The sequence below is a fragment of the Sphingomonas phyllosphaerae FA2 genome (assembly GCF_000427645.1).
GTDB lineage: Bacteria > Pseudomonadota > Alphaproteobacteria > Sphingomonadales > Sphingomonadaceae > Sphingomonas > Sphingomonas phyllosphaerae.
The window spans coordinates 324344-350217 of the sequence record NZ_KE386571.1 but is presented as its reverse complement, the minus strand read 5'-3'; the positions used below and the strand labels follow the sequence as shown (position 1 = coordinate 350217).

General features: G+C 66.4%; 24 protein-coding genes. 10 read left to right on the top strand and 14 right to left on the bottom strand.

Annotated elements, in window-relative coordinates:
* Positions 1 to 16 precede the first annotated feature (16 nt).
* The 4 genes from SPHPH_RS0102075 to SPHPH_RS0102065 form a co-directional block, all read right to left on the bottom strand.
* On the bottom strand, positions 17 to 310 hold the full coding sequence (locus SPHPH_RS0102075) for a type II toxin-antitoxin system RelE/ParE family toxin (RefSeq protein WP_028965199.1): 294 nt from the start codon (positions 308 to 310) through the stop codon (positions 17 to 19).
* A gap of 1 nt (position 311) precedes the next feature.
* Complete coding sequence (locus SPHPH_RS0102070; RefSeq protein WP_238302809.1) at positions 312 to 563, bottom strand: ribbon-helix-helix domain-containing protein; 252 nt, start codon at positions 561 to 563, stop codon at positions 312 to 314.
* Between the two features lie 207 nt (positions 564 to 770).
* Positions 771 to 1454 carry a glutathione S-transferase family protein gene (locus SPHPH_RS20645; protein WP_202900627.1) on the bottom strand — a complete coding sequence of 228 codons (684 nt, stop codon included), beginning with the start codon at positions 1452 to 1454 and terminating at the stop codon, positions 771 to 773.
* Between the two features lie 330 nt (positions 1455 to 1784).
* Complete coding sequence (locus SPHPH_RS0102065; protein ID WP_028965197.1) at positions 1785 to 3443, bottom strand: electron transfer flavoprotein-ubiquinone oxidoreductase; 1659 nt, start codon at positions 3441 to 3443, stop codon at positions 1785 to 1787.
* A 118-nt stretch (positions 3444 to 3561) separates the two neighbouring features.
* On the opposite strand from SPHPH_RS0102065, the gene SPHPH_RS0102060 reads away from it, so the two are divergent.
* The 3 genes from SPHPH_RS0102060 (at position 3562) to moaB (ending at position 7013) form a co-directional block, all read left to right on the top strand.
* Positions 3562 to 4299 carry a uracil-DNA glycosylase family protein gene (locus SPHPH_RS0102060; RefSeq protein ID WP_028965196.1) on the top strand — a complete coding sequence of 246 codons (738 nt, stop codon included), beginning with the start codon at positions 3562 to 3564 and terminating at the stop codon, positions 4297 to 4299.
* A gap of 38 nt (positions 4300 to 4337) precedes the next feature.
* On the top strand, positions 4338 to 6125 hold the full coding sequence (locus tag SPHPH_RS18650) for a lytic transglycosylase domain-containing protein (RefSeq protein WP_156026132.1): 1788 nt from the start codon (positions 4338 to 4340) through the stop codon (positions 6123 to 6125).
* Between the two features lie 360 nt (positions 6126 to 6485).
* Positions 6486 to 7013: a molybdenum cofactor biosynthesis protein B gene (gene moaB / locus SPHPH_RS0102050; RefSeq protein ID WP_028965195.1), complete on the top strand. Its 528-nt coding sequence runs from the start codon at positions 6486 to 6488 to the stop codon at positions 7011 to 7013.
* A gap of 102 nt (positions 7014 to 7115) precedes the next feature.
* Here moaB and SPHPH_RS0102045 read toward each other — a convergent pair whose 3' ends face one another.
* Positions 7116 to 7448: a VOC family protein gene (locus tag SPHPH_RS0102045; RefSeq protein ID WP_028965194.1), complete on the bottom strand. Its 333-nt coding sequence runs from the start codon at positions 7446 to 7448 to the stop codon at positions 7116 to 7118.
* A 56-nt stretch (positions 7449 to 7504) separates the two neighbouring features.
* Between SPHPH_RS0102045 and SPHPH_RS0102040 the strand changes: the two genes are divergently transcribed.
* Entirely contained in the window at positions 7505 to 8581 is a 1077-nt protein-coding gene (locus SPHPH_RS0102040) for a PA0069 family radical SAM protein (RefSeq protein WP_028965193.1), read from the top strand.
* A 109-nt stretch (positions 8582 to 8690) separates the two neighbouring features.
* Here the strand turns inward: SPHPH_RS0102040 and SPHPH_RS0102035 are convergent, their stop codons facing one another.
* Positions 8691 to 9146 (bottom strand): monooxygenase family protein, encoded by a 456-nt coding sequence (locus SPHPH_RS0102035; RefSeq protein ID WP_028965192.1) that lies wholly within the window; start codon positions 9144 to 9146, stop codon positions 8691 to 8693.
* Positions 9147 to 9208: 62 nt separating this feature from the next.
* Between SPHPH_RS0102035 and SPHPH_RS18645 the strand changes: the two genes are divergently transcribed.
* Positions 9209 to 9787: a TetR/AcrR family transcriptional regulator gene (locus SPHPH_RS18645; protein WP_081668441.1), complete on the top strand. Its 579-nt coding sequence runs from the start codon at positions 9209 to 9211 to the stop codon at positions 9785 to 9787.
* A gap of 7 nt (positions 9788 to 9794) precedes the next feature.
* Here SPHPH_RS18645 and dnaE read toward each other — a convergent pair whose 3' ends face one another.
* A complete protein-coding gene (gene dnaE / locus SPHPH_RS0102025; RefSeq protein WP_028965191.1) occupies positions 9795 to 13295 on the bottom strand; it encodes a DNA polymerase III subunit alpha in 3501 nt (1166 codons plus the stop codon).
* Positions 13296 to 13398: 103 nt separating this feature from the next.
* Between dnaE and SPHPH_RS0102015 the strand changes: the two genes are divergently transcribed.
* Positions 13399 to 13986 carry an HdeD family acid-resistance protein gene (locus tag SPHPH_RS0102015; protein WP_037487895.1) on the top strand — a complete coding sequence of 196 codons (588 nt, stop codon included), beginning with the start codon at positions 13399 to 13401 and terminating at the stop codon, positions 13984 to 13986.
* Positions 13987 to 14217: 231 nt separating this feature from the next.
* On the opposite strand, the gene SPHPH_RS0102005 is transcribed toward SPHPH_RS0102015, so the two are convergent.
* The 4 genes from SPHPH_RS0102005 to SPHPH_RS0101990 all read right to left on the bottom strand — a co-directional run bounded on the left by SPHPH_RS0102005 (position 14218) and on the right by SPHPH_RS0101990 (position 19679).
* The gene (locus SPHPH_RS0102005; RefSeq protein ID WP_028965189.1) at positions 14218 to 14697 is read right to left on the bottom strand and encodes a glutathione peroxidase; all 480 of its coding nucleotides are present in this window, start codon (positions 14695 to 14697) and stop codon (positions 14218 to 14220) included.
* Positions 14694 to 15401, bottom strand: coding sequence for an ABC transporter ATP-binding protein (locus SPHPH_RS0102000; RefSeq protein ID WP_037487893.1), 708 nt, complete (start codon positions 15399 to 15401; stop codon positions 14694 to 14696). The genes SPHPH_RS0102005 and SPHPH_RS0102000 overlap by 4 nt, the downstream gene beginning before the upstream one ends.
* Positions 15394 to 16644, bottom strand: a complete 1251-nt coding sequence (locus SPHPH_RS0101995; RefSeq protein ID WP_028965187.1) for a lipoprotein-releasing ABC transporter permease subunit — start codon at positions 16642 to 16644, stop codon at positions 15394 to 15396. The genes SPHPH_RS0102000 and SPHPH_RS0101995 overlap by 8 nt, the downstream gene beginning before the upstream one ends.
* 584 nt (positions 16645 to 17228) lie before the next feature.
* Positions 17229 to 19679, bottom strand: coding sequence for a TonB-dependent receptor (locus SPHPH_RS0101990; protein ID WP_081668439.1), 2451 nt, complete (start codon positions 19677 to 19679; stop codon positions 17229 to 17231).
* Positions 19680 to 19882: 203 nt separating this feature from the next.
* Here SPHPH_RS0101990 and SPHPH_RS0101985 point away from each other — a divergent pair, with 203 nt between their 5' ends.
* Positions 19883 to 20350 (top strand): Hsp20 family protein, encoded by a 468-nt coding sequence (locus SPHPH_RS0101985; RefSeq protein ID WP_028965185.1) that lies wholly within the window; start codon positions 19883 to 19885, stop codon positions 20348 to 20350.
* Positions 20351 to 20592: 242 nt separating this feature from the next.
* Here the strand turns inward: SPHPH_RS0101985 and SPHPH_RS21515 are convergent, their stop codons facing one another.
* The 3 genes from SPHPH_RS21515 to secG all read right to left on the bottom strand — a co-directional run bounded on the left by SPHPH_RS21515 (position 20593) and on the right by secG (position 24025).
* Positions 20593 to 21582: an SGNH/GDSL hydrolase family protein gene (locus SPHPH_RS21515; protein ID WP_028965184.1), complete on the bottom strand. Its 990-nt coding sequence runs from the start codon at positions 21580 to 21582 to the stop codon at positions 20593 to 20595.
* Positions 21583 to 21928: 346 nt separating this feature from the next.
* Entirely contained in the window at positions 21929 to 23566 is a 1638-nt protein-coding gene (locus SPHPH_RS0101975) for a CTP synthase (protein WP_028965183.1), read from the bottom strand.
* Positions 23567 to 23650: 84 nt separating this feature from the next.
* Positions 23651 to 24025, bottom strand: coding sequence for a preprotein translocase subunit SecG (secG, locus tag SPHPH_RS0101970; RefSeq protein ID WP_028965182.1), 375 nt, complete (start codon positions 24023 to 24025; stop codon positions 23651 to 23653).
* Positions 24026 to 24290: 265 nt separating this feature from the next.
* On the opposite strand from secG, the gene SPHPH_RS0101965 reads away from it, so the two are divergent.
* From SPHPH_RS0101965 to argC, 3 genes are read left to right on the top strand one after another with little or no spacing between them, the layout of a single operon-like run.
* On the top strand, positions 24291 to 24635 hold the full coding sequence (locus SPHPH_RS0101965) for a MarR family transcriptional regulator (protein WP_028965181.1): 345 nt from the start codon (positions 24291 to 24293) through the stop codon (positions 24633 to 24635).
* On the top strand, positions 24619 to 24942 hold the full coding sequence (locus SPHPH_RS0101960; RefSeq protein WP_238302807.1) for an SH3 domain-containing protein: 324 nt from the start codon (positions 24619 to 24621) through the stop codon (positions 24940 to 24942). Before SPHPH_RS0101965 ends, SPHPH_RS0101960 begins: the two co-directional genes overlap by 17 nt.
* The gene (argC, locus tag SPHPH_RS0101955; protein ID WP_028965179.1) at positions 24939 to 25868 is read left to right on the top strand and encodes an N-acetyl-gamma-glutamyl-phosphate reductase; all 930 of its coding nucleotides are present in this window, start codon (positions 24939 to 24941) and stop codon (positions 25866 to 25868) included. Before SPHPH_RS0101960 ends, argC begins: the two co-directional genes overlap by 4 nt.
* Positions 25869 to 25874 lie beyond the last annotated feature (6 nt).

Genomic DNA, 25874 nt, shown 5'->3' with positions numbered 1-25874 from the left:
GTCTGACGAGCCCGATTTACAACAGGCGGTCGAGGTCACGCATCCCTTCAACGATCGCGACGATCTCGACCTGATCGGCGCTGGCGTCATGCTCGTAAAGGATCAGATAGCGGCCATGAACGAGTGATCGCGCACCGGGCCGGATGTCGTCGCGCAGCGTACCGATGGCGGGGAAATCCCGTAACCGCGCGATCTTGCTGTCCAGTGCCAGCAACAGCGTATCGGCGGCACGCTGATCATCCAGCGCGATATAAGTCCAGATCGGCTTGAAATCCTCGCGGGCGCGGCGCGAAATGACGATCGCGGTCATCTCAGCGTGCGGCGTCAGCCTCGCTTCGGGCTTCCGCAATCACCGCCTTCATGTCGAGCGGACCGGCAATGCCGCTGGCCTTGCCCTTGTCCCAAGCATCGCGCAGCAGCCGCAATTCTTCTCCACGAAACGCCCGGCGCTCGTTCCACAGGCGCATCGCATCGCGTACCACTTCGCTCGCCGACGCATACTCGCCCGCCGCAATGGCGGCATGGATCGTCTCCGCCATCGACTCGGGGACCACCACGGTCATTCTGGCATATCCACCCATCGTCGAACTCGCTTTATATAGGCGTTCATAATAATTCATAACGACACAGTCGACAAAGCGATCACTTGCACGGCCGAGCGAGTTGCGAGAGTCATGACGCGGTGCGGAGAGCCTTTCCCATTTCGGATCGAGTTTCGGGAATGGCTCGTGATATGCAACCGTCGAATGTCTGCGCGAGTCCAGCGTTCCCTAGGGTGCTTGCACGTCTGCGAATGGATCGGTGGCGTGCATGATTGTCAAAGCTGAAACTCTATCCCACCAGTTTTGGAGGTTGGGTAGCGCTGAAAGCGCTTTTGCCCCTTCTTCGGCGCGGACGAAATAGTCGATCATTGGAGCGACGTGACAATCTGCGAGGGTGATATCGTACCCAGTCAGCACAAAACCCTCCTTCGCGACGCCATCAAGAAAAGACAATGCCTTTGCCGATGCCACCAATCCCGTCTCGACCTCGGCACTGCTGGATGGGTCACCGAAAAACGGGCGAAAGAACGAATGAGAAGCAACCTGCCGCACCATTGGCCAGTAAGCATAGGCGTCAACAACTGCGATCACTTGATCCATCCTAGCTACTGACGCTGCATCGTGGGGTTGTAGCGATGGCCCATCAAACATGCGATCAACATATCTAGTGATTGCGTTCGTTTCGAATATTTTGAAGCTTCCGTGGGAGAGGGCAGGTACTCGACCGAATGGATGAACTGTCAGGTATGTTTCTGAAGCTTCGCCAAATGGGTCGACTTCTTGAACGTGATGGGTCACGCCTTTTGAAAGCAACGCCAAGCGCGCAACGCGAGTGTACGCGCTGTAGCGATACCCGTAAAGCTGGACTGGCTCCGTCATGGACGCCTCTTCAGGTTTGGTGAGCAGCAACAATCGCAGAGGTCATATCTTTAACAGGCCATGCCTTCTACACGTCCTCGAAACTGACCTCGATCAACGGGACCTGCGCATAGGTTCCTTTCCCAAAAAGGAACCTGCGATGGCAAGCCCGCCGCGCCGATCGCGTAGACGGACGCCCGCGGCTCAAGCTTTTCCCAAAACCTGTTCCCGATTGCTCTTTCCCGAAACGGCGATTGCGAGACGGAGAAACGAGAACGGTGATCGCTGATGCCGCAGCCGATCCGGCACGCCGCTCCCCAGCTTGACGCTGAGAAAGAAGCGGGGCCCCGGATCAAGTCCGGGGCGACGATACCGGCGGCTTCCTTACATGTTCGGGTAGTTCGGGCCGCCGCCGCCTTCGGGCACGACCCAATTGATGTTCTGCGTCGGGTCCTTGATGTCGCAGGTCTTGCAGTGGACGCAATTCTGCGCGTTGATGACGAACTTCGGGTCGCCGGTTTCCTCGCCGACGACCTCGTACACGCCCGCCGGGCAGTAACGCTGCGCCGGCTCGTCGTAGAGCGGGAGATTGTACGCGACCGGAACGTCCGGGTCCTTGAGCGTCAGGTGGACCGGCTGGTCTTCCTCGTGATTGGTGTTCGACAGGAACACCGACGACAGGCGATCGAAGGTCAGTACGCCGTCGGCCTTGGGGTAGTCGATCTTCTTGACCAGATCCTTGCGCCACAGCGTCTCGTGATCGGGGTGGTGGTGCAGCGTGAACGGCATCTTCAGCCCGAGATATTCCGCCCACATCGTCACGCCCGCCAGCCCGGAACCGAGGAAGTCGCCGAACTTCTTAACCAGCGGCACGACGTTGCGGACGATCGACAGCTCCTTCTTCACCCAGCTGCGCTCGAACGCTTCCGGGTATGCGACCAGTTCGTCGCCGCCACGCTGCGACAGGATCGCGTCGACCGCCGCCTCGGCGGCGAGCATCCCGCTCTTCATCGCGGTGTGCGTGCCCTTGATCCGCGGCACGTTGAGGAACCCGGCGCTGTCACCGATCAGCGCACCGCCCGGGAAGACCAGCTTCGGGATCGACTGCAACCCGCCGTCGCTGATCGCGCGCGCGCCGTAGCTGACGCGCTTGCCGCCCTTCAGCAGCGCGGCGACCTGTGGGTGGGTCTTCCACTTCTGCATCTCCTGGAAAGGTGAGACATAAGGGTTGGAATAGTTGAGCCACGTCACGAAGCCGATCGACACCTGCCCGCCGGCCTGGTGATAGATCCAGCCGCCGCCGTTGCCGCCATGCTCGCTGAGCGGCCAGCCCTGCGTATGGACGACCTTGCCGGGTTCGTGGAGCGCGGGGTCGATGTCCCACAATTCCTTGACGCCGAGGCCATAGACTTGCGGATCGCAATCGCGGCGCAGGTCGAAGATCCGCATCAGCTCCTTGGAGAGATGCCCGCGGCACCCCTCGGAAAAGAAGGTGTATTTGGCGTGGAGTTCGAGCCCGGGCTGGTAATCGGGCTTGTGCGTGCCGTCGCGCGCCACGCCCATGTCGCCGGTCGCGACGCCCTTCACACTGCCGTCGTCGTTGAACAGGATCTCGGCGGCGGCGAAGCCGGGGAAGATCTCGACGCCCAGTTCCTCGGCCTTGCCCGCCAGCCAGCGGCACAGGTTCGCGAGCGAGCCGGTATAGGTGCCCTTGTTGTGGAGGAACGGCGGGGTCCACAGGTGCGGCAGGTTGAACTTGCCCGCCTTGGTGAGCACCCAGTGGTGGTTCTGGGTCACGGGGACCTCGGCGAGCGGGCAGCCGTCGTCGCGCCACGTCGGGAGCAATTCGTCGAGCGTCTGCGGGTCGATCACCGCGCCCGACAGGATGTGCGCGCCGACCTCGGAGCCCTTTTCGAGCACGCAGACCGAAATCTCCGCCTCGCGTTCGGCGGCCAGTTGCTTGAGGCGGATCGCCGCCGACAGCCCCGCGGGACCGGCACCGACGATTACCACGTCATAGGGCATGGATTCGCGGTCGCTCACTTCGTCATCTCCTGCGCGCGCACCCGCACCGGGCGCTCGTCGTATCGTGCCAACGTTCTATCGGCATCGGCGGTGCCAGTAAGTTGACCTTCGCGTCAACTCTCCATCCTATGGCGGCATGGGGGCCGATCAGAATCTCGACTGGGCGAAAGCCGCGGCCAGCGCGCTCGACTGGTGGCACGATGCCGGGGTCGACGTGGTGGTCGGTGACGACGGGTTCGCATGGCTCGACAGCGCGGCGCGGCAGCTCGCGGCACGGCAGGCGGCTCGTCCGGCGGCGGCGGAGGTCGCGCCGGCCGGGGACGCGCTGCCAGAGGACGCGGCGGCGTTCGCGGCGTGGCGGGTCGGCGACGCCGCGCCCGAGGCGCGCTGGGGCGGCGGCGCGATCGCGGCGAGCGGGCCGGCGGATGCCGAGCTGATGGTGTTCGTCGACTGTCCCGAGCGTGACGACCGCGAGCTGTTGATGGAGGGTGAGGTCGGGCGGCTGTTCGAGCGGATGCTCGCCGCGATCGGGCGGTCGCGCGCCGATACCGCGCTCGCCTCGGTCTGCGTGCGGCGGCCGACCACCGGCCGCGTGCCGCGCGATATCGAGGCGCGGCTGGGCGAGATCGCGCGGCATCATGTCGCGCTGGCCGCGCCGAAACGGCTGCTGGTGATGGGCGATGCGGCCAGCCGTGCGATCCTGACGATGAACGTCGCGGATGCGCGCGGGCGTTTCCATGCACTTAACCATAAGAATGGCACGGTCACGCAGGTCGTGGCGAGCCATCATCCGCGCTTCCTGCTCGATCGGCCCACCGCCAAGGCGGAAGCGTGGAAAGACCTGTTGTTGCTGACCGGGGAGGTCGAGTCTTGAAAGTTGCGTATGCCTCCGGGCTGATGATCGCCACCGCAATGGCGCTGGTCGCGCCGGCACAGGCCGCGCCGGTCGGCGGCGGACTGCCGGTGGTCGCCCCCCCTGCCCCGCCACCCTCGGCGAGCGAGGACGCCGGCATCCCGGCGCAGCTGACCCCCGAGCAGCGCAGCGCCTATCGCGCGGTGTTCGCGGCAATCCATGAGGGGCGGTGGAGCGACGCGCAACTGGCGCTCGATGCGATGGCGACCGGGCCGCTCCACGCCTACGCCCGCGCCGAGCTGTACACCGCCAAGGGCTCGCCCAAGGCGGACGGCGCGGCGGTGGCGCGACTGCTCGCGGAAGCGCCCGAACTGCCGCAGGGCGATGCGCTGCTGCGCGTGGCGAAGGCGCGCGGGCTGAGCGATCTGCCGATCCTCCCCGAGCAGCAACGACTGATCTGGAACGACGGCGCGCCGATCCGTGTCCGCGCCAAGGCGACCGCCAGCGACCAGATCGCCGCCGATCTGGCGGTGAAGATGCAGCCGCTGGTCAAGGCCGATCTCGGCGCGGAGGCGCAGGCGTTGCTGGAGAGCACCGCCGGCCTGTCCCCCGAGGCGCAGACCGAATGGCAGGCGCGGATCGCGTGGATCTATTTCCTGCAAGGGCTCGATCCGCAGGCGCGCACGATGGGCGCAAAGGCGGCGCTGGGCAGCGGTGACTGGGCGATCCACGGCCGCTGGACGCAGGCGCTGGCGGCATGGCGGCAGCAGGATTGCACGACGACGCAGACCGAATTCGAGAATGTCGCGGCGCGCAGCCCCGATATCGACCTGCGCGCGACCGCGTTGTTCTGGGCGGCGCGCGCCGACATGGCGTGCGGGCGGCCCGACAAGGTCGAGGCGCGGCTGAAGATCGCGGCGCAATATGGCGAGACCTTCTACGGGCTGCTCGCGCGGCAGGCGCTGGGGCTCGGAATGCCGGCGGTGCGCCCGCAGCGCGTCTCCGCCGACTGGACCCGGCTGGAGCGACGCCCGAACATCCGCGTCGCCGCCGCGCTGGCCGAGATCGGCGAGAGCGACGATGCCGATCGCGTGGTGCGGCAACAGGCGCGGATCGGCACGCCAGGCGAGTTCACCAGCCTCGTCCGCTTCAGCGAGTCGCTGAATCTGCCCGCCACGACCGTCTGGCTGGCGCACAATCTGCCGCAGGGTGCGGTCGCGACCGCCGACACGCGCTATCCGATGCCGAACTGGACGCCGGATACCGGCTGGCGGATCGACAAGGCGCTGGTCTACGCGCACACGCTGCAGGAATCGGGCTTCCGCAACAAGGTGCGCAGCCCGGCCGGGGCATTCGGGCTCATGCAAATCATGCCCGCCGCCGCGACCGATTATATGCGCGAGCGTGGGCTGACGATCGATCAGAATGCGCTGGCGCGGCCGTCGACCAATATCGACATCGGGCAGCGGCATATAGAGAAATTGCGCGACATGGGGCTGACCGGCGGGCTGCTGCCCAAGGTGATCGCGGCCTATAATGCCGGGCCGAAGCCGGTCGGCGAATGGAACGCGCTGGTGCGCGACGGCGGCGATCCTTTGCTGTATATCGAGAGCATCCCCTATTGGGAGACGCGCGGGTACGTGGTGACGGTGCTGCGCAATTACTGGATGTACGAGGCGCAGGGCGGCAAGGCGAAGAGCCCGAGCCGCGCCGCACTGGCGCAGGGCATGTGGCCGCGCTTCCCGGGTCTGCCGGGGGCGAGCGCGGTGCGGATGAACCCCGCGCCAAACACCGCGCTGGCGGTGAATGCCAGCGTCGGGGTGCAGACGCCGATCCAGTCAAACTGAGGGCGCGGGTTTCGAGGTCGTCATCTCGGACTTGATTCGGGATCCCGCTTCTTCTTGCTCGCTGGTCAGAAAGCGGGGCCCCGGATCAAGTCCGGGGCGACGTAGAGGCGGTGACATGGCGCTGGTGCTGAACGCCCCTCCCGCGCCGAGATAGTTCACATGAATGCATTCCCGCCGTCACCCCGGCGAGGGCCGGGGTCCAGTCGGGAAAGCCCTCGCAATGAAGCGTGACGCGCATCATCAGCGTCCCCCAACTGGACCCCGGCCTTCGCCGGGGTGACGCGTCAACTTATCTGAAACACTCCAGCCAGAATGGCCCGCCCGCTGGACGCCCCCGCCCCGCGCCGCTACCCCGCTACGATGCCGATCGACGAAAGCCGCGCCTTCCTGCCCGTCCGCATCGCAGTGCTGACCGTTTCCGACACGCGCGGGGTGGCGGAGGATCGCTCCGGCGACACATTGGTCGCGCGGCTGTCAGATGCCGGGCACATGCTCGCCGAACGCGCGATCTTGCGCGACGATGTCGAGGCGATCATCGCGCAGCTCCACCGCTGGATCGACGATCCGCAGGTCGATTGCATCATCACCACCGGCGGCACCGGCGTCACCGGGCGCGACGTGACCCCCGAAGCGGTCGAGCGCGTCGCCGACAAGATGATCCCCGGCTTCGGCGAGCTGTTCCGCTGGCTGAGCTTCCAGACGATCGGCACCTCGACGGTGCAGAGCCGCGCCTGCGCGTGCGTGGCGCGCGGGACCTATGTCTTCGCGCTGCCGGGGTCGACGGGCGCGGTTAGGGATGCGTGGGACGGTATCCTGTCATCGCAGCTGGATAGCCGCCATCGGCCGTGTAATTTCGTCGAGTTGATGCCGCGGTTGATGGAGCGGTAGGCGGGAACGCTATCAAGCCGTCATTGCGAGCGCAGCGAAACAATCCAGGGCGTCCTGATCCGGCTCTGGATTGCTTCGCTCCGTTCGCAATGACGGACAAACTCATCCCGCCTGCGACGCCGCCAGTTCGTGTCCGTCGATATCGCGGAAGTGGAAACGTCGGCCGCCCGGAAAGGCGAAGATCGGCACCGTGATCGTGCCGCCGGCCCCCTCGACCGCGGCCTGCGCCGCCTCCAGATCCTCGACCTCGATCACCGGCAACGGCGCTGCAACGCGGTCCGGTGCGGCGTCGAGCCCGACATCGGTATCGCCACTGAGCGTCGCCGCATAATCCGGCCCGAAATCGGTGAAGGTCCAGCCGAATGCCTGCGCGTAAAAGCCTTTGGACGCAGCCCGGTCGCGGGTCGGCAGCTCGAGATAATAGAGGCGGGCCACATCGCATCTCCCTGTTTGTTCTTGTAACGTTCTATTCGACCGAATAGCCTTGCGCAATGGCGAATCCACGGCCTCACCGCGGCGCGACCCTCAACACGCGTAGTGCGCGCTTCAACCTGCCGCAGGCGGAAGAGGACGACGACTGGCGCGACGCGCGGGCAGTGATCGACGGCGCGCCGCCGCCGGTGCGCACCACCGTCACCGTCGAGCATCCGCGGACGATCATCTCGCGCAACCAGTCGCCCGACGTGCCGTTCGACCGCTCGATCAACGCCTATCGCGGCTGCGAGCATGGCTGCATCTATTGCTTCGCGCGGCCGAGCCATGCGTTCCACGATCTGTCGCCGGGGCTGGATTTCGAGACGAAGCTGTTCGCCAAGCCCGATGCTGCCACGCTGCTGCGCGCGGAACTGGGCAAACCGGGCTATGCCTGCGCGCCGATCGCAATGGGGACGAACACCGATCCCTATCAGCCGATCGAACGCGAATGGCGAATTACGCGCGCGCTGATCGAGGTGCTCGCGGAATGCGATCATCCGCTGGTCATCACTACCAAGTCCGACCGGGTGGTGCGCGATCTCGATCTGCTGGCGCCGATGGCGGCGAAGGGGCTGGTGGCGGTGGCGATGTCGATCACCTCGCTCGATCCACGCATCGCGATGACGCTGGAGCCGCGCGCGACGGCGCCCGAGCGGCGGCTGGCGGCGGTCCGCACGCTCAGCGACGCCGGCGTTCCGACCTATGTCAACATGGCGCCCGTGATCCCGGCGATCACCGACAGCGAGGTCGAGACGATCGTCGCGCGCGCGGCGGCGGCGGGGGCGCTGGGGGTGTCGTACATCCCGGTGCGGCTGCCGTGGGAGGTCGCGCCGCTGTTCCGCGCGTGGCTCGACGAACATTATCCCGATCGCGCCGGCAAGGTGATGGCGATCGTCCAGTCGCTGCGTGGGGGCAAGGACAATGACCCGCGGTTCGGGATGCGGATGAAGGGTCAGGGACCGTGGGCGGAATTGCTGCGGACGCGCTTTCGGATCGCGCGCGGCAAGGCGGGGTTCCCGGACCGGCGGCGGGCGCTCGACCTGCGGTGCGATCTGTTTCGCAAACCGGCGGGGGCGCAGGGGGAGTTGTTCTGAGTTCCCCTCCTTCGCCGCCCCGGACTTGATCCGGGGTCCCGCTTTCTTCCCGATACGCCGCTAAGAAGCGGGGCCCCGGATCAAGTCCGGGACGACGTAAAAGGGTTACTCACCGCCCCAAGCGGCTGCGGCTCGACATCAGTCGCCCGTGTGCGGGCAGCGCCGGGGCGAAGGCGCCGAGGCCGGGGGCGTGCGGCATGTCGACATAGATCGCCTCCATTCCGCCACGCGCGGCATAGGCTTCGTGCCAGAAGCCGTTGCCGTGGCGATCGGCGAGGAAGTCCTTCCACCAGCCGGCGTGCGGCATCGAGCGGGTGAACGCCTCAAGGCTGTCGAGGTCGCGCCAATATTGGCGGATGCCAACGTGGTTCCAGCCGTGCAGGCATTGGTGCGCGGCGAGCAGGCCGTCGGGCGGCGACTGCGCGATCTCACGCAGCCCGCGACCGATGCGCAGGAACGACGGCAGGCCGCGCACGCTGCCGACGCGAAACCCGAGCATCACCACGACCAGATCCGGCCACGCCGCAAGGTCGACCGTCATCCTTTTGGCATCGCTGGCTTGCATGATCGTCGCTCCGCTGTTTACACCGTACACATACGCAGCCATGTATACGGTGTAAACAGGTGATGGTTCCGGCGACAGGATTGCGCGACACGCTACTCGATCACGCGATCGTGATGCTGGAGGCGGGCGAGGCCGAGCCGGGCATTCGCGCACTAGCGCGGGCGGCGGGGGTCTCGGCGATGGCGCCCTACCGGCATTTCGCCGACAAGGCAGCGTTGCTGGCCGCAGTCGCCGAGCGCGGGTTCGCTCTGTTTCTCGACGCCCTGTCGGCGGCGGATGCCGAGGGCAGCGATGCCGAGCGGCTGGTCGCGCAGGGGGTTGCCTATGTGGATTTCGCGTGCGCGCATCCGGCGCTGTTCCGCGCGATGTTCGCGCGCGGCGCGGCGGCGCCGAAGCAGCCGGATGCGCCGGCGTTCGCGATTCTCACCCGGCGCGTCGCGGCGCTGGTGGGGGCGGACGATCCAACTGCGGCTCTAGGGTGCTGGGCGATCGTGCATGGGATGGCGACGCTGGCGCTGGATGGCGGGGTGACTTTGATGCCGGAGCAGGTGCGCGCGGTGTTGCGGACCTATGTCGCGGGGATCGTGGCGGTGATGCGTGACTGCCCTACCCCCGGCCCCTCCCCCGAGGGGGAGGGGTGAAGTCGCTTCACCCCACTGACCGCAAGCGGGTTTCCTCGACCTCGAAGTCGACCTTGGTCACGCCGGGCAGCGCCTCGATCCGCTCGGCCAGTTCGGCGTCGAGCGCGAAGTCGCGGTCCAGGATCACGGTGGCGATCTCCCCCTCGCCGATCGGCACCTTGAGCGTCACCTTGCCGCGCGCGCCACGCAGCGGCCCGATCAGCGAGGCGAGCCCCGCCACCGCGCCGGCGTCGGCGACATGCACCTCCAGCGCGAAGCGCGTCGAGGTGGCGAGCGTCTCGAACGGCTTGATCGACTTGACCGTCACGCGCGGCGTTTCCTCGCCGGGGCGGCGGTCCAGCTCGACGGTCGCCAGCCCGCACCCACCGCTCTTGGCGGCCTCTTCGAGATCGGCGGCGGGGCCGTCGTCGAAGCAGGTCGCCATGAACTGTCCGGTCGCGTCGGAGAGCGTCGCCATCATATAGCGCTTGCCGCGCGCCGAGGTGCGCCAGCGCGCCTCCTCGACCAGCACCGCCATCGTCGCCATCACACGCGCGCCATCTGCGATCTGCAACTCGCCGAGCGTGACGTACGTCCGCGCGCCGTGCGTCTTGGCGAGGTGGCGGTAGCGGTCGACCGGGTGCGCGGAGAAGTAGAAGCCGAACGCCTCCTTCTCTTGCTCCATCCGCTCGGCGAGCGACCAGCGCGCGCTGGCGGGGAGCTTGATCGCGTCGCCTGCGCCTGCATCGTCGCCGAACAGCCCGCCTTGCCCGCTGGTCCGCCCCTCGTGCGTGCGTGCCGCGATCGCGAGCACCGTCTCGGCGACGGCATGGACGCCAGCGCGGTTGGGCTCCAGTCCGTCGAACGCGCCCCCCGCGGCGAGCGTCTCCAGCTGACGCTTGTTGAGCAGCCGCGGGTCGACGCGCGCGGCGAGATCGTCGAGGCTTTTGAACGCGCCGGCGGTGGTACGCTCCTCGCAGAGCTTCTCCATCGCGCCCTCGCCGACCGATTTGAGCGCGGCGAGCGCGTAGCGGACGGCGGGCTGGCCCTCGTCGTTCAGCTGGACGTCGAACTCGGCGACGCTGCCGTTGATGCACGGCGGGAGCAACGGGATGCCGAGCCGGCGCGCGTCGTCGACGAAGATCGCCAGCTTGTCGGTAAGGTGGAGATCGTAGCACATCGACGCGGCGAAGAATTCGGCCGGGTGATGCGCCTTCAGCCACGCGGTCTGGTAGGCGAGCAGCGCATAGGCGGCGGCGTGCGACTTGTTGAAGCCGTACCCCGCGAACTTGTCGATCAAGTCGAACAGCTGATTGGCATAGGGCGCGGGGATCTGGTTGTGCTCGGCGCAACCGGTGACGAAGGTGGCGCGCTGCGCGTCCATCTCCGCCTTGATCTTCTTGCCCATCGCGCGCCGCAGCAGATCCGCGCCGCCGAGCGAATAGCCCGCCAGCACCTGCGCGGCCTGCATCACCTGTTCCTGATAGACGAAGATGCCGTAGGTCTCGGCGAGGATCGGCTCCAGCAACGGGTGCGGATAGGTGATCTCTTCCGTCCCCTGCTTACGCCTACCGAACGACGGAATGTTGTCCATCGGACCGGGGCGGTAGAGCGAGACGAGCGCGACGATGTCGCCGAAATTGGTCGGGCGCACCGCGGACAGCGTGCGGCGCATCCCTTCCGATTCCAACTGGAACACGCCGACCGTGTCGCCGCGCTGGAGCAGTTTGTAGACGCCCTCGTCGTCCCATTGCAGCGCGTCGAGATCGACGTGGATGTCGCGCTTCTTGAGCAGCTCGACGGCCTTCTTGAGCACCGACAAGGTCTTGAGCCCGAGGAAGTCGAACTTCACCAGCCCGGCGCCCTCGACATATTTCATATCGAACTGCGTGACCGGCATGTCCGAGCGCGGATCGCGGTAGAGCGGCACCAATTGCGCGAGCGGGCGGTCGCCGATCACCACGCCCGCGGCGTGCGTCGAGGAGTGGCGCGGCAGCCCCTCCAGCTTGGTCGCGAGGTCCCAGAGCTGCCGGACCTGATTGTCGTTGGAATATTCCTTGGCGATCTCGGGCACGCCGTTCAGCGCGCGCTTGAGGTCCCACGGATCGGTCGGGTGGTTGGGCACCAGTTTGGCGAGCCGATCGATCTGGCCATAACTCATCTGGAGGACGCGCCCGGTATCCTTGAGCACCGCGCGCGCCTTGAGCTTTCCGAAGGTGATGATCTGCGCGACCTGATCGCGACCGTATTTTTCCTGGACGTAGCGGATCACCTCGCCACGCCGGGTTTCGCAGAAGTCGATGTCGAAGTCGGGCATCGATACGCGTTCCGGGTTCAGGAAGCGCTCGAACAGCAGGCCCAGCTTGATCGGGTCGAGATCGGTGATCGTCAGCGCCCAGGCGACGACCGAGCCCGCGCCCGAACCACGCCCCGGCCCGACCGGAATGTCGTGATCCTTCGCCCATTTGATGAAGTCGGCGACGATCAGGAAATAGCCGGGAAAGCCCATCTGGATGATGACGTCGACCTCGAACGCCAGCCGCTTGCGGTACGTTTCGCGCCAGTCGGGATCGCCTTCGGGCTGCGCGCCGAGCTCCTCGATCCGGTCGAGCCGCGCCTCCAGCCCGGCGGCGGCGTCGCTGCGCAGCATCGCCGCCTCGCCCTCGCGGTCGCCCGCGAGGCTGGGAAGGATCGGCTTGCGCTTCGGCGCGGCGACCGCGCAGCGCTGCGCGACGACGAGCGTGTTCGCGAGCGCCTCGGGCAGATCGGCGAACAGCGCCGCCATGTCGATCGCGGGCTTCATCCACGCATGGCCGCAGCTGCGCGGGCGGTCCTCGCTTTCGACGTAGCTCGACGAGGCAATGCACAGCATCGCGTCATGCGCGTCGCCGAAATCGGCTTCTTCAAAGCAGCACGGATTGGTCGCGACAATCGGCCAGTTGCGATCATAGGCGAGGTCGAGCAGCAACGGCTCGGCCTTGTCCTCGATCGCATCATCGCGGCGGCACAATTCGATATAAAGCCGGTCGCCGAAGATCGCGTGGAGGCGGTCGGCATAGGCCGCGGCGCGATCGGGCTGATCCTCGGCGAACAGCCGCGCCACCCCGCCCTCGCCGCCCGCGGTCAGCGCGATCAGCCCGGCGGAATGGCGTTCCAGCACATCGAACCCGACGTGCGGCGCGAGTTCGAGCGGGCGATCGAGGTGCGCGTGGCTGACCAACGCGCAGAGATTGTCGTAGCCGGTTTCGTCCTGCGCATAGAGCGCGATCCAGTCGGTGGCGGTCGCGACGCCCTCCGGCATATCGGGGCGCGCAACGCCCAGCATCGTGCCGATCACCGGCTGAACACCCGCGCCCATCGCCGCGTCCGAAAACGCCATCGCGGCATACAGGCCGTTGCGATCCGTCAGCGCCGCGGCGGGAAAGCCGAGCTTCGCCGCACGCTTGGCAATCGCCTTCGGCTCGATCGCGCCGTCGAGCATGGTGTAACTGGAGAAGATGCGGAGTGGCACGAACCCGGAATGCGGCATCGCTGCAACCTAGGCGCGCCGACCCGATTCGACCATCCCCGACAGCTTGAGCGGAACCGCGAACACGCCGACCCGTTCGCCCAGCCGGAATGGAGTGATCGACATGGCACAATTCGGAGCTTCATCGGAACGTGGGTTCGGCATCCCCGGCGCGGCGACCGGCGCGGGCTGGGGCTGGATCATGGCGTATGGCGTGGTGTCGGTGTTGCTGGGGGTGGCGGCGTTCGTGTGGCCGTTCGCCGCGACCTATGCGGCGACAATGGTGATCGGTACGCTGCTGTTCGTCTCGGGCGTATTTTCGATCGCCGCCGGTTTGTTCGGACAAGGGCATGAGGGGCGCATCTATGCGGTGCTGTTCGGCGTGCTGTCGGTGATCGTCGGCGCGGTAATGGTGTTCGAGCCGGCGACCGGCGCGCTGTCGCTGACGCTGATGGTTACCGTGTGGCTGCTGGTGCGCGGCGTGCTGGAGGTGGTGCTCGGCTTCCGGATGCGGCGGCGGCGCGGGCTGATGATCGCGCTGGGCGTGGTCAACATCCTGCTGGCGGGGTTCATCCTCGCGACTGTGCCGTGGTCCGCGCTGACGCTGCCGGGGTTCATCCTGGGTGTGAGCTTTCTGGTCGGCGGCGTGACCGCGATCACCGCCGCGAGCGATCACCGCAAGGGCGCGGATGCGTTCGCGATGCCGGGTTGAGGGGTCTTCGCTTAAAAGACTTTCTGTTCGTCGCCCCGGACTTGATCCGGGGCCCCGCTTCTTCTTCCTGCCGACCGATGTAAGAAGAAGCGGGATCCCGGATCAAGTCCGGAATGACGTGGGCTATCTTGCCGCTACGTGCACCAGCGCCATCGCGACCAGCAGCAGCGCGAGGATCGCGAGGATCAGCCCGAACATACAGCCGAGCATCACGCGATCGCCGAACATCGGCTACAGCAGCGCCTCGATATCGGCGGTGATGTCCTCGGGCTTGGTGGTGGGCGCGTAGCGGCGCACCACCCGACCTTCCCGGTCGACGAGGAACTTGGTGAAGTTCCACTTGATCGCCTTCGTCCCCAGCACGCCCGGCGCGTCTGCCTTCAGCCGCTCGAACAGCGGGGCGGCCTGCGCACCGTTGACGTCGATCTTCGCGAACATCGGGAAGGTCACGTCATAGGTCAGCGAGCAGAAGCTCGCGATCTCCGCGGCATCGCCGGGCTCCTGCGCGCCGAACTGGTTGCAGGGAAAGCCGAGCACCGCAAAGCCGCGATCGGCGAAGCGGCGCTGCAGCGCCTCAAGACCCTCGTACTGCGGCGTGAACCCGCATTTCGAGGCAGTGTTGACGATCAGCAGCACTTGCCCATGCCATTGTTCGAGCGAAACCGGCGCGCCATCCGCCCCGGTGACGGTCAGGTCGGTGATCGCGTTCACGCCGCGCCCTCCAATTGCCCTTCGTGGAGTCGGACGACGCGGTCCATCCGCGCGGCCAGCCGCTCGTTGTGCGTCGCGACCAGCGCGGCCGAACCCTCCCCGCGCACCAGCCGCAGGAACTCGGCCAGCACGCGATCGGCGGTGGCTTCGTCGAGGTTGCCGGTCGGCTCGTCGGCGAGCACCAGCGCCGGGCGGTTGGCGAGCGCGCGTGCGACCGCGACGCGCTGCTGCTCGCCGCCCGACAGCGCGGAGGGACGGTGCGTCAAGCGGTGTCCGACGCCGAGCGCGGTGAGCAGCGCGGCGGCGCGTTCCTCGGCCGGCGCGCGCTCGGCACCCTGGATCAGCTGCGGCAGGACGACATTCTCGATTGCGTTGAAATCGGGCAGCAAATGGTGGAATTGGTAGACGAACCCCAGCCGGTCGCGGCGGAGCGCGGTGCGCCCGGCGGCGTCGAGTTTGGCGGCTTCGGTGCCCGCAATGCGGATCGAGCCCGAGAAGCCGCCTTCGAGCAATCCGACCGCCTGCAACAAGGTCGACTTGCCCGAGCCCGACGGCCCGAGCAGCGCGACGATCTCACCGGGGCGGACCGCCAGATCGACGCCGCGCAGGACGTGGATCGTCGTCTCGCCCTGCGTGAAGCTGCGCGCGAGGCCGGTGGTCTGGAGGACCGCGGGCGCGCCGTCGGGCGCGGGTACGCTATTCATACCGCAGCACCTCGACCGGATCGGTATTGGCGGCCTTGAGCGCCGGATAGACAGTGGCGAGGAAGGTCATCAGCAGCGTGATGATGACGATCGCGGTCACCTCGACCGGATCGACCTTCGACGGCAATTCGGTGAGGTAGCGGATCGACGGATCCCACAGGTTCTGCCCCGTGACCAGCTGGACGAAATTGACCACCGACTGGCGAAAGAACAGGAAGATCGCGCCGAGCGCCAGCCCCGCGAAGGTGCCCAGCACGCCAATCGTCGTGCCGACCGTCATGAAGATCCGCAGCATCGCGCCGCGGCTCGCGCCCATCGTGCGCAGGATCGCGATGTCGCGCGTCTTGGCGCGCACCAGCATGATCAGCGAGCTGGCGATGTTGAACGCGGCGACGAGAATGATGATGCACAGCACGACGAACATCGCCACGCGCTCGACCGCCAGCGCGTCGAACAGTTCCGAATTGAGGCGTCGCCAGTCGCTGATGATGCCGTACGGCTGCACCTGTTTGGCGAGCGGGGCGAGGATCTCGCCGACCTTGTCGGCATTGGTGGTCTGCAACTCGATCATGCCAACGGTGTCGCCGGTCAGCAGCAGGGTCTGCGCGTCCTGCAACGGCATGACGACATAGGCCTTGTCGTAATCGTAGACGCCGACCTCGAAGATCGCCCCGACCCGGTAGCTGACGCTGCGCGGCATCGTGCCGAACGGCGTCGAGCGGCCAAGTGGGCTGATGACGGTGATGTCGGAGCCGATTGTCGCACCGAGCTGTTCCGCCAGCCGCGCGCCGATCGCGACATTGCCGCTGTTCGGGGTCAGCGTCGCGAGGCTGCCGGCGACGATCTTGGTGCGGATCGTGGCGTTGGTGCGGATGTCCTCCGGGCGCATCCCGCGCAGCAGGATCGCCTCGGCGCGGCCGTTGAAGGTCGCGAACAGCGGCTGCTCGATCATCGGCACGGCGCTGGTCACGCCCGGCGTCGTCCTGGCCAGCTCGACGACGCGCTGCCAATTGTCGAGGCGGTTGTTATAGCCCTGCACCACGGCATGGCCGTTCAGCCCGACGATCTTGTCGAACAGCTCCGCGCGGAAGCCGTTCATGACGCTCATGACGATCACCAGCGCGGCGACCCCAAGCATCACTGCGCCAAGCGAGAAGCCCGCCACCAGCACGATGAAGCGTTCACCCTTGCCCGGCAGCAGATACCGCCGCGCGATCATGCTCTCATAGCGGGACAGCAACATGCCGGCCGCGATAGGGAGCCACCCGCTGATGCGCAATGGGGGCTGTTGCGGAATCGTCACATAGTCGCCGCAATCGGTTTTGCCGCGGTTCATTTGTATCGACAGCGAACAAGCCGCACCGCATACCTGCGGGCACTGGCACACAGGCAAAAGGCCGTGGTTCGGGGAACGCCATCAAGCCCCGCTGATCCCTCGGGAAAAGCGTGCGGGCTTAAGGCTGGATAGGGGGCTGACGAGCGATCGTCACGCAGGCGCCCGGGTCGTGGATAACGGCCCGGGCGTTTGCTTTTAGGGCGAAGGCGGCGGCGCCCGCCGCCGGTGCAAAGCGAAGCGAGCAGCGCGCCAAACGGCCGGCGGGTCGGCGTAGCCGATCCCGTCCGACGTCACGCCGGCGGCTTTGCCGTCGGCGCTGGGATGGCGCGGCGCGTTATCCGGCAGAGCCTTTCCAACTGGGCCCCGGCCTCCGCCGGGGTATATTCAAATAACAACCTCCGTCATCCCGGGCTTAACCCGGGATCCCGCTTCTTACTTCTGTCGAGAAGAAGCGGGGCCCAGAATCAAGTCTGGGGCGACGGTGTGAAGCGTCAGAACCCGAACCCGACCGTCACACCATAGGTCCGCGGATCGCCGACATTGCCCGCGATCAGCCCGGTATTGCCCGGCGTCGTTGCCAGCACCTCGTAATATTCGGCGTCAAACAGGTTGCGCACCCAGCCGAACACGTTGACCCCGCTGTCGGTGCGGAACCCTAGCCGGGCGTTCACCAGCGTATAGCCGTTCACGTCGGTATAGATCGACCGCGAGGCATTGGACGAGAACTTGGTCCGCGAATTGGCATCGACGCCGAGATATGCCTCTCCCGACTTGCCGAACACCTCGCCCGGCAAATTATATTCGCCGCCATAGGAGAAGGCGAACTTCGAGATACCCGGCAGCCACTGGCCCGAGATGTCGCACACGACCGGGCTGTTGGTGCCCGCCTGCCCCGGCGCACCGATCGTCGCGCCGCTCCCGCCGCCCGACAATTCCGGCGGGCACGGGGCATTCTTGAAGTCGACGTATTTGTGATCGGTGAACGCGCCGTTCGTGTAGAGATTGAAGCGGTCGCTCGGCCGTACCGAAAAGTCGGCTTCGACACCCCGCACCCGCACCTTGCCGGCATTGGCGAGATACCCGCGGAGCGTCGAGGTCGAGCTGTTGTTGACCACCGCCTGATAGTCGCTGATCTCGGTCCAGAAGCCGGTGACGTTGAACGTGACCTTGCGATCCCAGAATTGCGACTTCGCGCCCAGCTCGAAATGGTCGACCTTTTCCGGCGCGACCTGCGCCAGCTGCGTCTGCACCACGCCGTTCACCACCGGCACGCCGTTGAGGTTGAGCCCGCCCGATTTAAAGCTGTGCGCATAGGTGCCGTAGAGCAGCACGTCGCGCGACGGCTTGTACGACGCGGTCAGATCATAGGAGACGTTCCATTCGCGGAACTTCTGATCGCGGAATTCCTGCGGCTGGATCGCGTCGCGCTGCGCCGCCTGTCGCGCATTGCCGCCGGTCGCGGGGACGAGATTGCCCTGCCCGTCGCGCACGACGCTGACATAGCTGCCGGTCTTGTCGTCGTAATTCAGGCGCACGCCCGGCGACAGCGTGAAGGCATCGGTCAGGTTCCAGTTGAGCTTGCCGAAGATCGCGCCCGAGAAGTTCTTCAGCCGGATGTCGTTGGCGGCGGTCAGGCCGTTGAGCACCGACGGGTCGCGCGACAGCGCGTTCGACGGATTGATGAGCCAGCGACTCGCCGCCGGGCCCTGCCGCTGCGTGCCGGTGGTGTGGATCGTCTGGTAGAAACCGAACAGCCCCAGCACGTAATCGAAATGCTCGGCCTTGCCGGCGTAGCGGAATTCCTGCGTATATTGGTCCTGCCGCGTCGGGTTCTGCGACAGCGTCGTGATCGGCAGCCCGGTAAAGTCGCGGTCGTTGGCGGGCAGCCAGTCCCAGAAACGATAGGCCGTGATCGAGGTCAGCGTCCCCTCGCCCAGCCGCTGCTCGCCGCGCAGCGACAGCCCGCCGAGCTGGTTGCGCGCGCTGAGCTTCGCGTCGAGATCGGTCAGCCGGTCGAACGGATTGCGGCTGGGCGGTTCATAGCCCTGCGCGGCGGCGAGCAGGTCGAACTGGCGGTTGAGCGGACGCTGCGTTTGGCCGACGCGCACGAAGATCTGCGCGCAGCAATTCGGGTTCTGGCGCGAGTAATCACCCGACAGCGTCAGATCGAGATCGTCGGTCGCCTTCCACAGGATCGCGGTGCGGATACCGAGATTGTCCTGCGCATTGACGTATTGGTTGCTCGCGACGTTGTAGATCGTGCCGCGGCGGCTGGTGGTCGACACGCCGAGCCGGATCGCGACATTGTCGGTCAGCGGGCCCGAGATCGACGCTTTGGCCTGTTTGAACTCCAGATTGCCGACCGACACCTCGGCGCGGCCCTGCAACGTGAAGCTCGGTGCCTTGCTGGTGATGTTGATCGCGCCGGCGACGGTGTTCTTGCCGTAAAGCGTCCCCTGCGGCCCGCGCAGCGTTTCGATCTGTTGGACGTCGAGGAAGTCGAGCGTCGCCGCCGCGACGCGGCTTAGATAGACCTGATCGATATAGATGCCGACGCCCTGCTCGATCCCGTCGTTGGTGAGCCCGAGCGGCGCGCCGAGCCCGCGGATGTTGACCGAGGAATTGCGTGGATTGGTCGAATAGAATTGCAGCGTCGGCTGGAGTTGCTGGAGCCGCTGCACGTTGAAGCTGCCGGTGGCGTCCAGCTCCTTCACCCCGACGACTGAGATCGGGATCGGCACGTTCTGCGCCGATTCGGCACGCCGCCGCGCGGTGACGACGACGTCGGAGGCGGCGGAGCTGCGCTGCACCTGCTCCTCGGTCCGGTCAGGGTCGCCCGGCGTGCTCGGCACCGCTTCCCGCTCTCCGATGACCACCGGTGCGGGCGGTTGCTGCTGCGCCGTCGCCTGGGCGGCCAGAAGCAGAGCGAGCGTAACGGACATGCAGATACCCCTTTTGATTCTCGAACCGGCTCTTTGCGGCACCTCCAATACTCCATCAACAAAGTAGGGGTTTGTCGACCCCTTGAAACGCTTCGCATCGGCCCCAAATTCAGGCTCGTGCGGTGCCGGTCACCGGGCTGCACGAAACAGGCGTCGCGCAACAGCGGACGCCGCTTTCAAATAGCTCATTGGAGGATTTGACGATGCGTTTCGATTTGACCCCTTATCGCCGCTCCACGATCGGTTTCGATCGGCTGTTCGACCTCATCGAGGCCAACGCCCGGAGTGCTGCGGAAAATTACCCGCCGTTCAACCTGGAGCGCGTGGCGGACGACCGCTACCGCATCACGCTGGCCGTCGCCGGGTTCAGCCGTGACGAGATCGAGATCGTCGCGCAGCAGAACCTGTTGCTGGTGACCGGCAAGAAGGACGACAAGGCGGACAACAACCAGTTCCTCCACCTCGGCATCGCCAACCGCAGCTTCGAGCGGCGGTTCGAACTGGCCGACTTCGTGTTCGTGGAGGACGCACGACTGAACGACGGTCTGCTGGTGGTCGATCTGGTCCGCGAGGTGCCCGAGGCGATGAAGCCGAAGAGCATCGCGATCAAGACCGGTGCGCCGCTGACCGCAGTCGAGAAAAAGGCGACCGACGAAGCACAGGCCGCCTGATCGGGATCGGCGTCTCTTTGCTCCCTTTCGAGACGCCGGTGGGGGCGTCCGGGCCGCAAGGCTCGGGCGCCTTTCCTTTTTTCCTTTGTCGGCCTCGTTTCATCGGGATCGAGCGGCTGCTGGCCCGGTCTATCCGTCATTGCGAGCGAAGCGAAGCAATCCAGGGCGTCCTGGTCCGACCCTGGATTGCTTCGCTTCGCTCGCAATGACGATCAGTGTTTGAGGTCGGTTCTGCCGTACTTTCAGGCGACCACGCGCCGCCGACGATCGCGGCGGAGCGCAGCGCCGACGGTGGCGAAGCCCAGCACCAGCATGGCCCAGGTCGTCGGCTCCGGCACGGCGGTCAGCCCGAAACCGAACTTGCCGTTGATGTCCGCGAACAGCGCCTGATGGATCGCGGCGGTCGGGTGGATGCCGTCGAACGAGAAATAGCCGGTGCACGCCGGGAAGGCCGCCGCGCCCTGACAGGTGGTCAGCGGTTTCTTGTCCTGCGGGAGAATCAGCGGGTTCGGCAGGTTGAAGGCGCTGGGGTTGGCCTGCACGCGCTGGAAGAAATCGAGATAGCTGTAGCGCATCAAACGGGTATCGGCCGCCAGATTGAGCTTGGCCAGTTCCTGCGCCAGATCGATCTCGGCCTTGATCGAATAGGCGAGCGGCGTGCCCTCCGTCGCGACCGGGAAGCCGGTCAGCAGGATGTTGCGCGCGCCTAGCTTGTTGAGCGCGTCGACCGCCGCCGCGTAATTCTGTGCCGCCGCGAGCAGGAAGGCGTCGGGATCGGACACGCCGGCGTCCGCACCCTTGACCGCCGCGAACACGTCGTTCCCACCGAAGTTCAGAACGTACAAGCCATTGGGATCGACCTTCCCGCCCTTGTCGAGCGCGGCCTTGTAGAGCGCGACCTGTTCCAGCGCGTCCGGCACCGGGGTGGTGGCGGTGGCGCGCGCGCCGCCATAGGCGTAGTTCGTCCCGCCGTTCAGCGACGCCACGGTTGGCGTGCCGTACATCGCCAGGCTCAGCAGGTCGGTATAATCGTACCCGTTGGTGAACCGACCGTCGACATAGCCCAGCGCCGGATCGGCGCCGAGGCCGAGCTTGCGGATATTGCCCGCGTCGACAAGGCTGTCACCGAACACCGTCAGCGAAGAGAACGGCGCCACATTCGTCTGCGCCGCTGCCGGAAGCGCTACCGTCATCGCCGCCGCGCACAGCAGCGTCGCCACCCGTCCGATCATGCCATCCTCCCATTTATCTTTGTAAACGGAAGGTTAACGTGGACGTAAGCGGTAAGCAATGGGTGGGCACTTCGTCATTGCGGGCGCAGCGAAGCAACTCAGAGCCGATCGACATTCATGCCCTTCGCGCCGGGCCGTCGTCGGTTGCGATCAGGACATCCCCTCGTTCGTCGCCCCGGACTTGATCCGGGGCCCAGCTTCTTCTTGGCCGCCTAAGCGAGAAGCGGGATCCCGGATCAAGTCCGGGATGACGAAGAAAGCATACGAGCATTGAACGTCGATCGGCTTCAAGGCGTCCTGATCCGGCCTTGGATTGCTTCGCTACGCTTGCAACGACGGAAGAGCTTTAAACCAGCCGGCTCTGCTTCACCGCCGCCGCGATGAAGCTGGCGAACAGCGGGTGCGGCTCGAACGGCCGGCTCTTCAGTTCCGGGTGGAACTGCACGCCGACGAACCACGGGTGGTCGGGGCGCTCGACGATTTCGGGCAGCGTACCGTCGGGCGACATGCCGGAAAACACCAGTCCGCCCTTCTCCAGCGCTTCGCGATAGGCGGTGTTCACCTCATAGCGGTGACGGTGACGCTCGCTGATCGAGTCGCCGCCGTAGATCGAGCCGACCACGCTGTTGCCGGCCAGCGCCGCCGGATAGGCGCCGAGCCGCATCGTGCCGCCCAGATCGCCGTTCTCGGCCCGCTTCTCAAGCCCGCGCTCGCCCATCCATTCGGTGATGAGCCCGACGACCGGCTCCTCGGTAGGCCCGAATTCGGTGGAGGATGCGGCGGTGATCCCGGCGAGATCGCGCGCGCCCTCAACGCACGCCATCTGCATCCCGAAGCAGATCCCGAAATAGGGCACGTTGTGCTCGCGCGCGAAGCGGACCGAGGCGATCTTGCCCTCTGCCCCGCGCGACCCGAACGCGCCAGGGACGAGGATCGCGTGGCACGGCTCGAGATGCGCGGCGATCTCGCCGTCATCGTCACCCTCGAACAATTCGGCGTCGATCCAGCGAATGTTGACCTTGACCCGGTTGGCGATCCCGCCGTGGACCAGCGCCTCGTTAAGCGACTTATACGCGTCCTGCAGGCCGACGTACTTGCCGACCACGCCGACCGTCACCTCGCCCTCGGGGTGCATCAGCCGCTCGACGATCTCTTCCCAGCGGCTGAGATCGGGCGCGGACGACGGGGTGATCCCGAAGGCGCGCAGCACTTCCGAGTCGAGCCCTTCGCCGTGATACTGGAGCGGCACCGCATAGATGCTCTTGGCGTCGAGCGCGGGGATGACCGCGCTTTCGGGGACGTTGCAGAACAGCGCGATCTTGGCGCGCTCCGATTCGGGCAGCGGCTGTTCGCAGCGGCAGACGATCACGTCGGGCTGCACGCCCAGCGCGGCGATCTCGCGAACGGAATGCTGGGTGGGCTTGGTCTTCAGCTCGCCGGCCGCGGCGATATACGGCACCAGGGTCACGTGGATGCTGATCGCATTGCCACGCCCAACCTCGTTCTTAAGCTGACGGATCGCCTCGATGAACGGCAGCGACTCGATGTCGCCAACGGTGCCGCCGATCTCGCACAGCACGAAGTCGAGATCGTCGGTTTCGGCGCGTGCGAACGCCTTGATCGCGTCGGTGACGTGCGGGATCACCTGCACCGTCGCGCCGAGATAGTCGCCGCGCCGCTCGCGTTCGATGATCGTCTTGTAGATGCGGCCACTGGTGACGTTGTCCGACTGGCGCGCCGAAACGCCGGTAAAGCGCTCGTAATGGCCGAGATCGAGATCGGTCTCCGCACCGTCGTCGGTCACGTACACCTCACCGTGCTGATACGGGCTCATCGTGCCCGGATCGACGTTGAGATACGGATCGAACTTGCGGATGCGCACGCGATAGCCGCGTGCCTGCAACAGAGCCGCGAGGCTCGCCGCCATGAGACCCTTGCCGAGCGAGGAAACCACGCCGCCGGTGATGAAAATGTACCGCGCCATGGGACGCAACCCCTAACCTTCAAATGCGCAAAAGGGCAAGCGCGCGGGAAGCCCGCGCGCGACGAAACGACGATATTGTCGCGATCAGCGCGCCAGCGGCACGCCGTTGTCGGCTGGCGCCGGGGCGACGGCATTGTCCGCGGTCGCCGGCGCCGGCTGCGCCGCGACCGGCGGCTGCGCCTGCGTCTGCGCGGCCGGCGCGCGCCGCTGGAGCGAGGTGTCGACCGACACCGCGCCGCGGCTGGCGGCGAGGAACGCCAGCGTGATGCTCATCAGGATGAACAGCCCCGCGAGCACCGAAGTGGCGCGCGTCAGGAAATCGGCCGCACCGCGCGCCGACATCAGCCCCGACGGGCTGCCCGACGAGGTCAGGCCGCCCCCTTCCGACCGCTGCATCAGGATCACGGTGACGAGCGCCGCCGCGATAATGGCCTGGAGGACGATCAGGAAGGTGAACATGGGCTGGGCGCGATTCCGAAGCGAGAATGGGCCGGCGGTCGCCATGCGGCGGCCCCCGATCACCGGCCACATAGGGGAGCGGCGCGCCGGGATCAACCGCACCGCCCGGCCCCCGCGGGACAAGGGGCGTGCCAAATTCATGACATAGCTGAAACCAGCGGTGCAAGCGGGCGTTAATCCATCGACAGGTCCGGGATGATCCGGCCTTCTTTCGATGCGGGACGAGGACGTGGCAACATTGGCTCAACCCGAACTGAGTTCGTGGATGAATGCGCTGGTCGATTACGTGCGCTCGGGCGAGCCCGACCTCACCAATCGTCAGATGGCACTGTTACTCGTGGTTTACCTGCGGCCGGGGCCGCACACCGTGCGCGGGTTGGCGCGCATATTGAACGTGTCGAAGCCGGTCGTGACGCGCGCCTTGAATCGCTTGGGTGCGCTGGGCTATCTGCGCCGCCAACGCGACGATAGCGACAAACGCAATATCTTCGTCGCCCGCACGACCGAAGGGGCAGATTTTCTTGAAGAGTTCGGCCAGTTCATCGGCGAAGGGGACGCCGTCCCTGCCGCCGTTCGCGCCCACGGCACCGGGGATGCGGCCCGAGCGTAGCGGCTTTGCGCTCACCGGCCGGTCGCGCGTGCTCGATCCGCGAACTCATGCAGTGCGCCCCGACATTGCGGACGTCCGGCTCGCCGATCGCGTCTTCGCACCGCATTACGCCGCGCCGCTCCGTCGCACGTTGCTGCGCGAGGCGGTGTTGCGCGAGACACGCGAGCGGACGGCCGCGCCGCTCGCCACGCTCTCGGCGGGCGCGGCGTTCGATCTGCTCGACCTGACCGGCGGGGTCGCCTGGGGGATTGCTGTGGAAAACGGAATGGTCGGCTATCTCGACGCCGATGCGGTGCAGCCGCAATGACGGTCAAGGTCTTTATCGACGGTGCGGTCGGCACCACCGGGCTCGAGATTCGCGAGCGGCTCGAATCGCGGCGCGACATCACGCTCGTTACGCTCGACGAGGCGCGCCGCAAGGACGAGGCGGCGCGGCGCGAAGCGATCAACGACGCCGATTATGTCGTGCTGTGCCTGCCCGACGATGCCGCGCGCGAGGCGGTGGCGATGATCGCCAACGATCGCACCCGCACCGTCGACGCCTCGACCGCGCACCGTACTGCGGATCGCTGGACCTACGGCTTTGCCGAGTTGGAGCCCGATCAGGCGGAGCGGATCGCGGGCGCGCGCTTCGTCAGCAATCCCGGCTGTTACCCGACCGGGTTCCTCGCGCTGGTCCGCCCGCTGGTGCGCGCCGGGCTGCTCGGCGCCGACGCGCTGCTCAGCGTCAACGCCACCTCGGGTTATTCGGGCGGCGGCAAGGCGATGATCGCCGAGTTCGAAGGCGGCGAGACGAACACCGCCTTCCGCCCCTATGCGCTGGGCTTGGCGCATAAGCATGCGCCCGAGATGCGCCGCCACGCCAGGCTGACCCATGCGCCGATCTTCCAGCCGGCGGTGGCGCGCGCCTATCGCGGGATGGTCGTGCAGGTGCCGCTGCATCTGGCGCAGCTGACGCGCCGCGCGACGCTGACCGATGTCGCCGAGGTGCTGGCCAGCGCCTATGACGGCAACCGCGTCGTCCGCTTCGCACACGAGGCGGTGACGACAGTGCGGATCGAGGACGACGCCAATACCGACCGGATGACGCTGCGCGTGACCGGCAACGAGTCTGCCGGGCAGGCGCTGCTGATCGCGACGCTCGACAATCTCGGCAAGGGCGCGGCGGGCGCGGCGGTGCAGAATCTGAACATCATGGCCGGGCTCGATCCCGTTGCCGGCCTGACCCTGTAAGAAGGA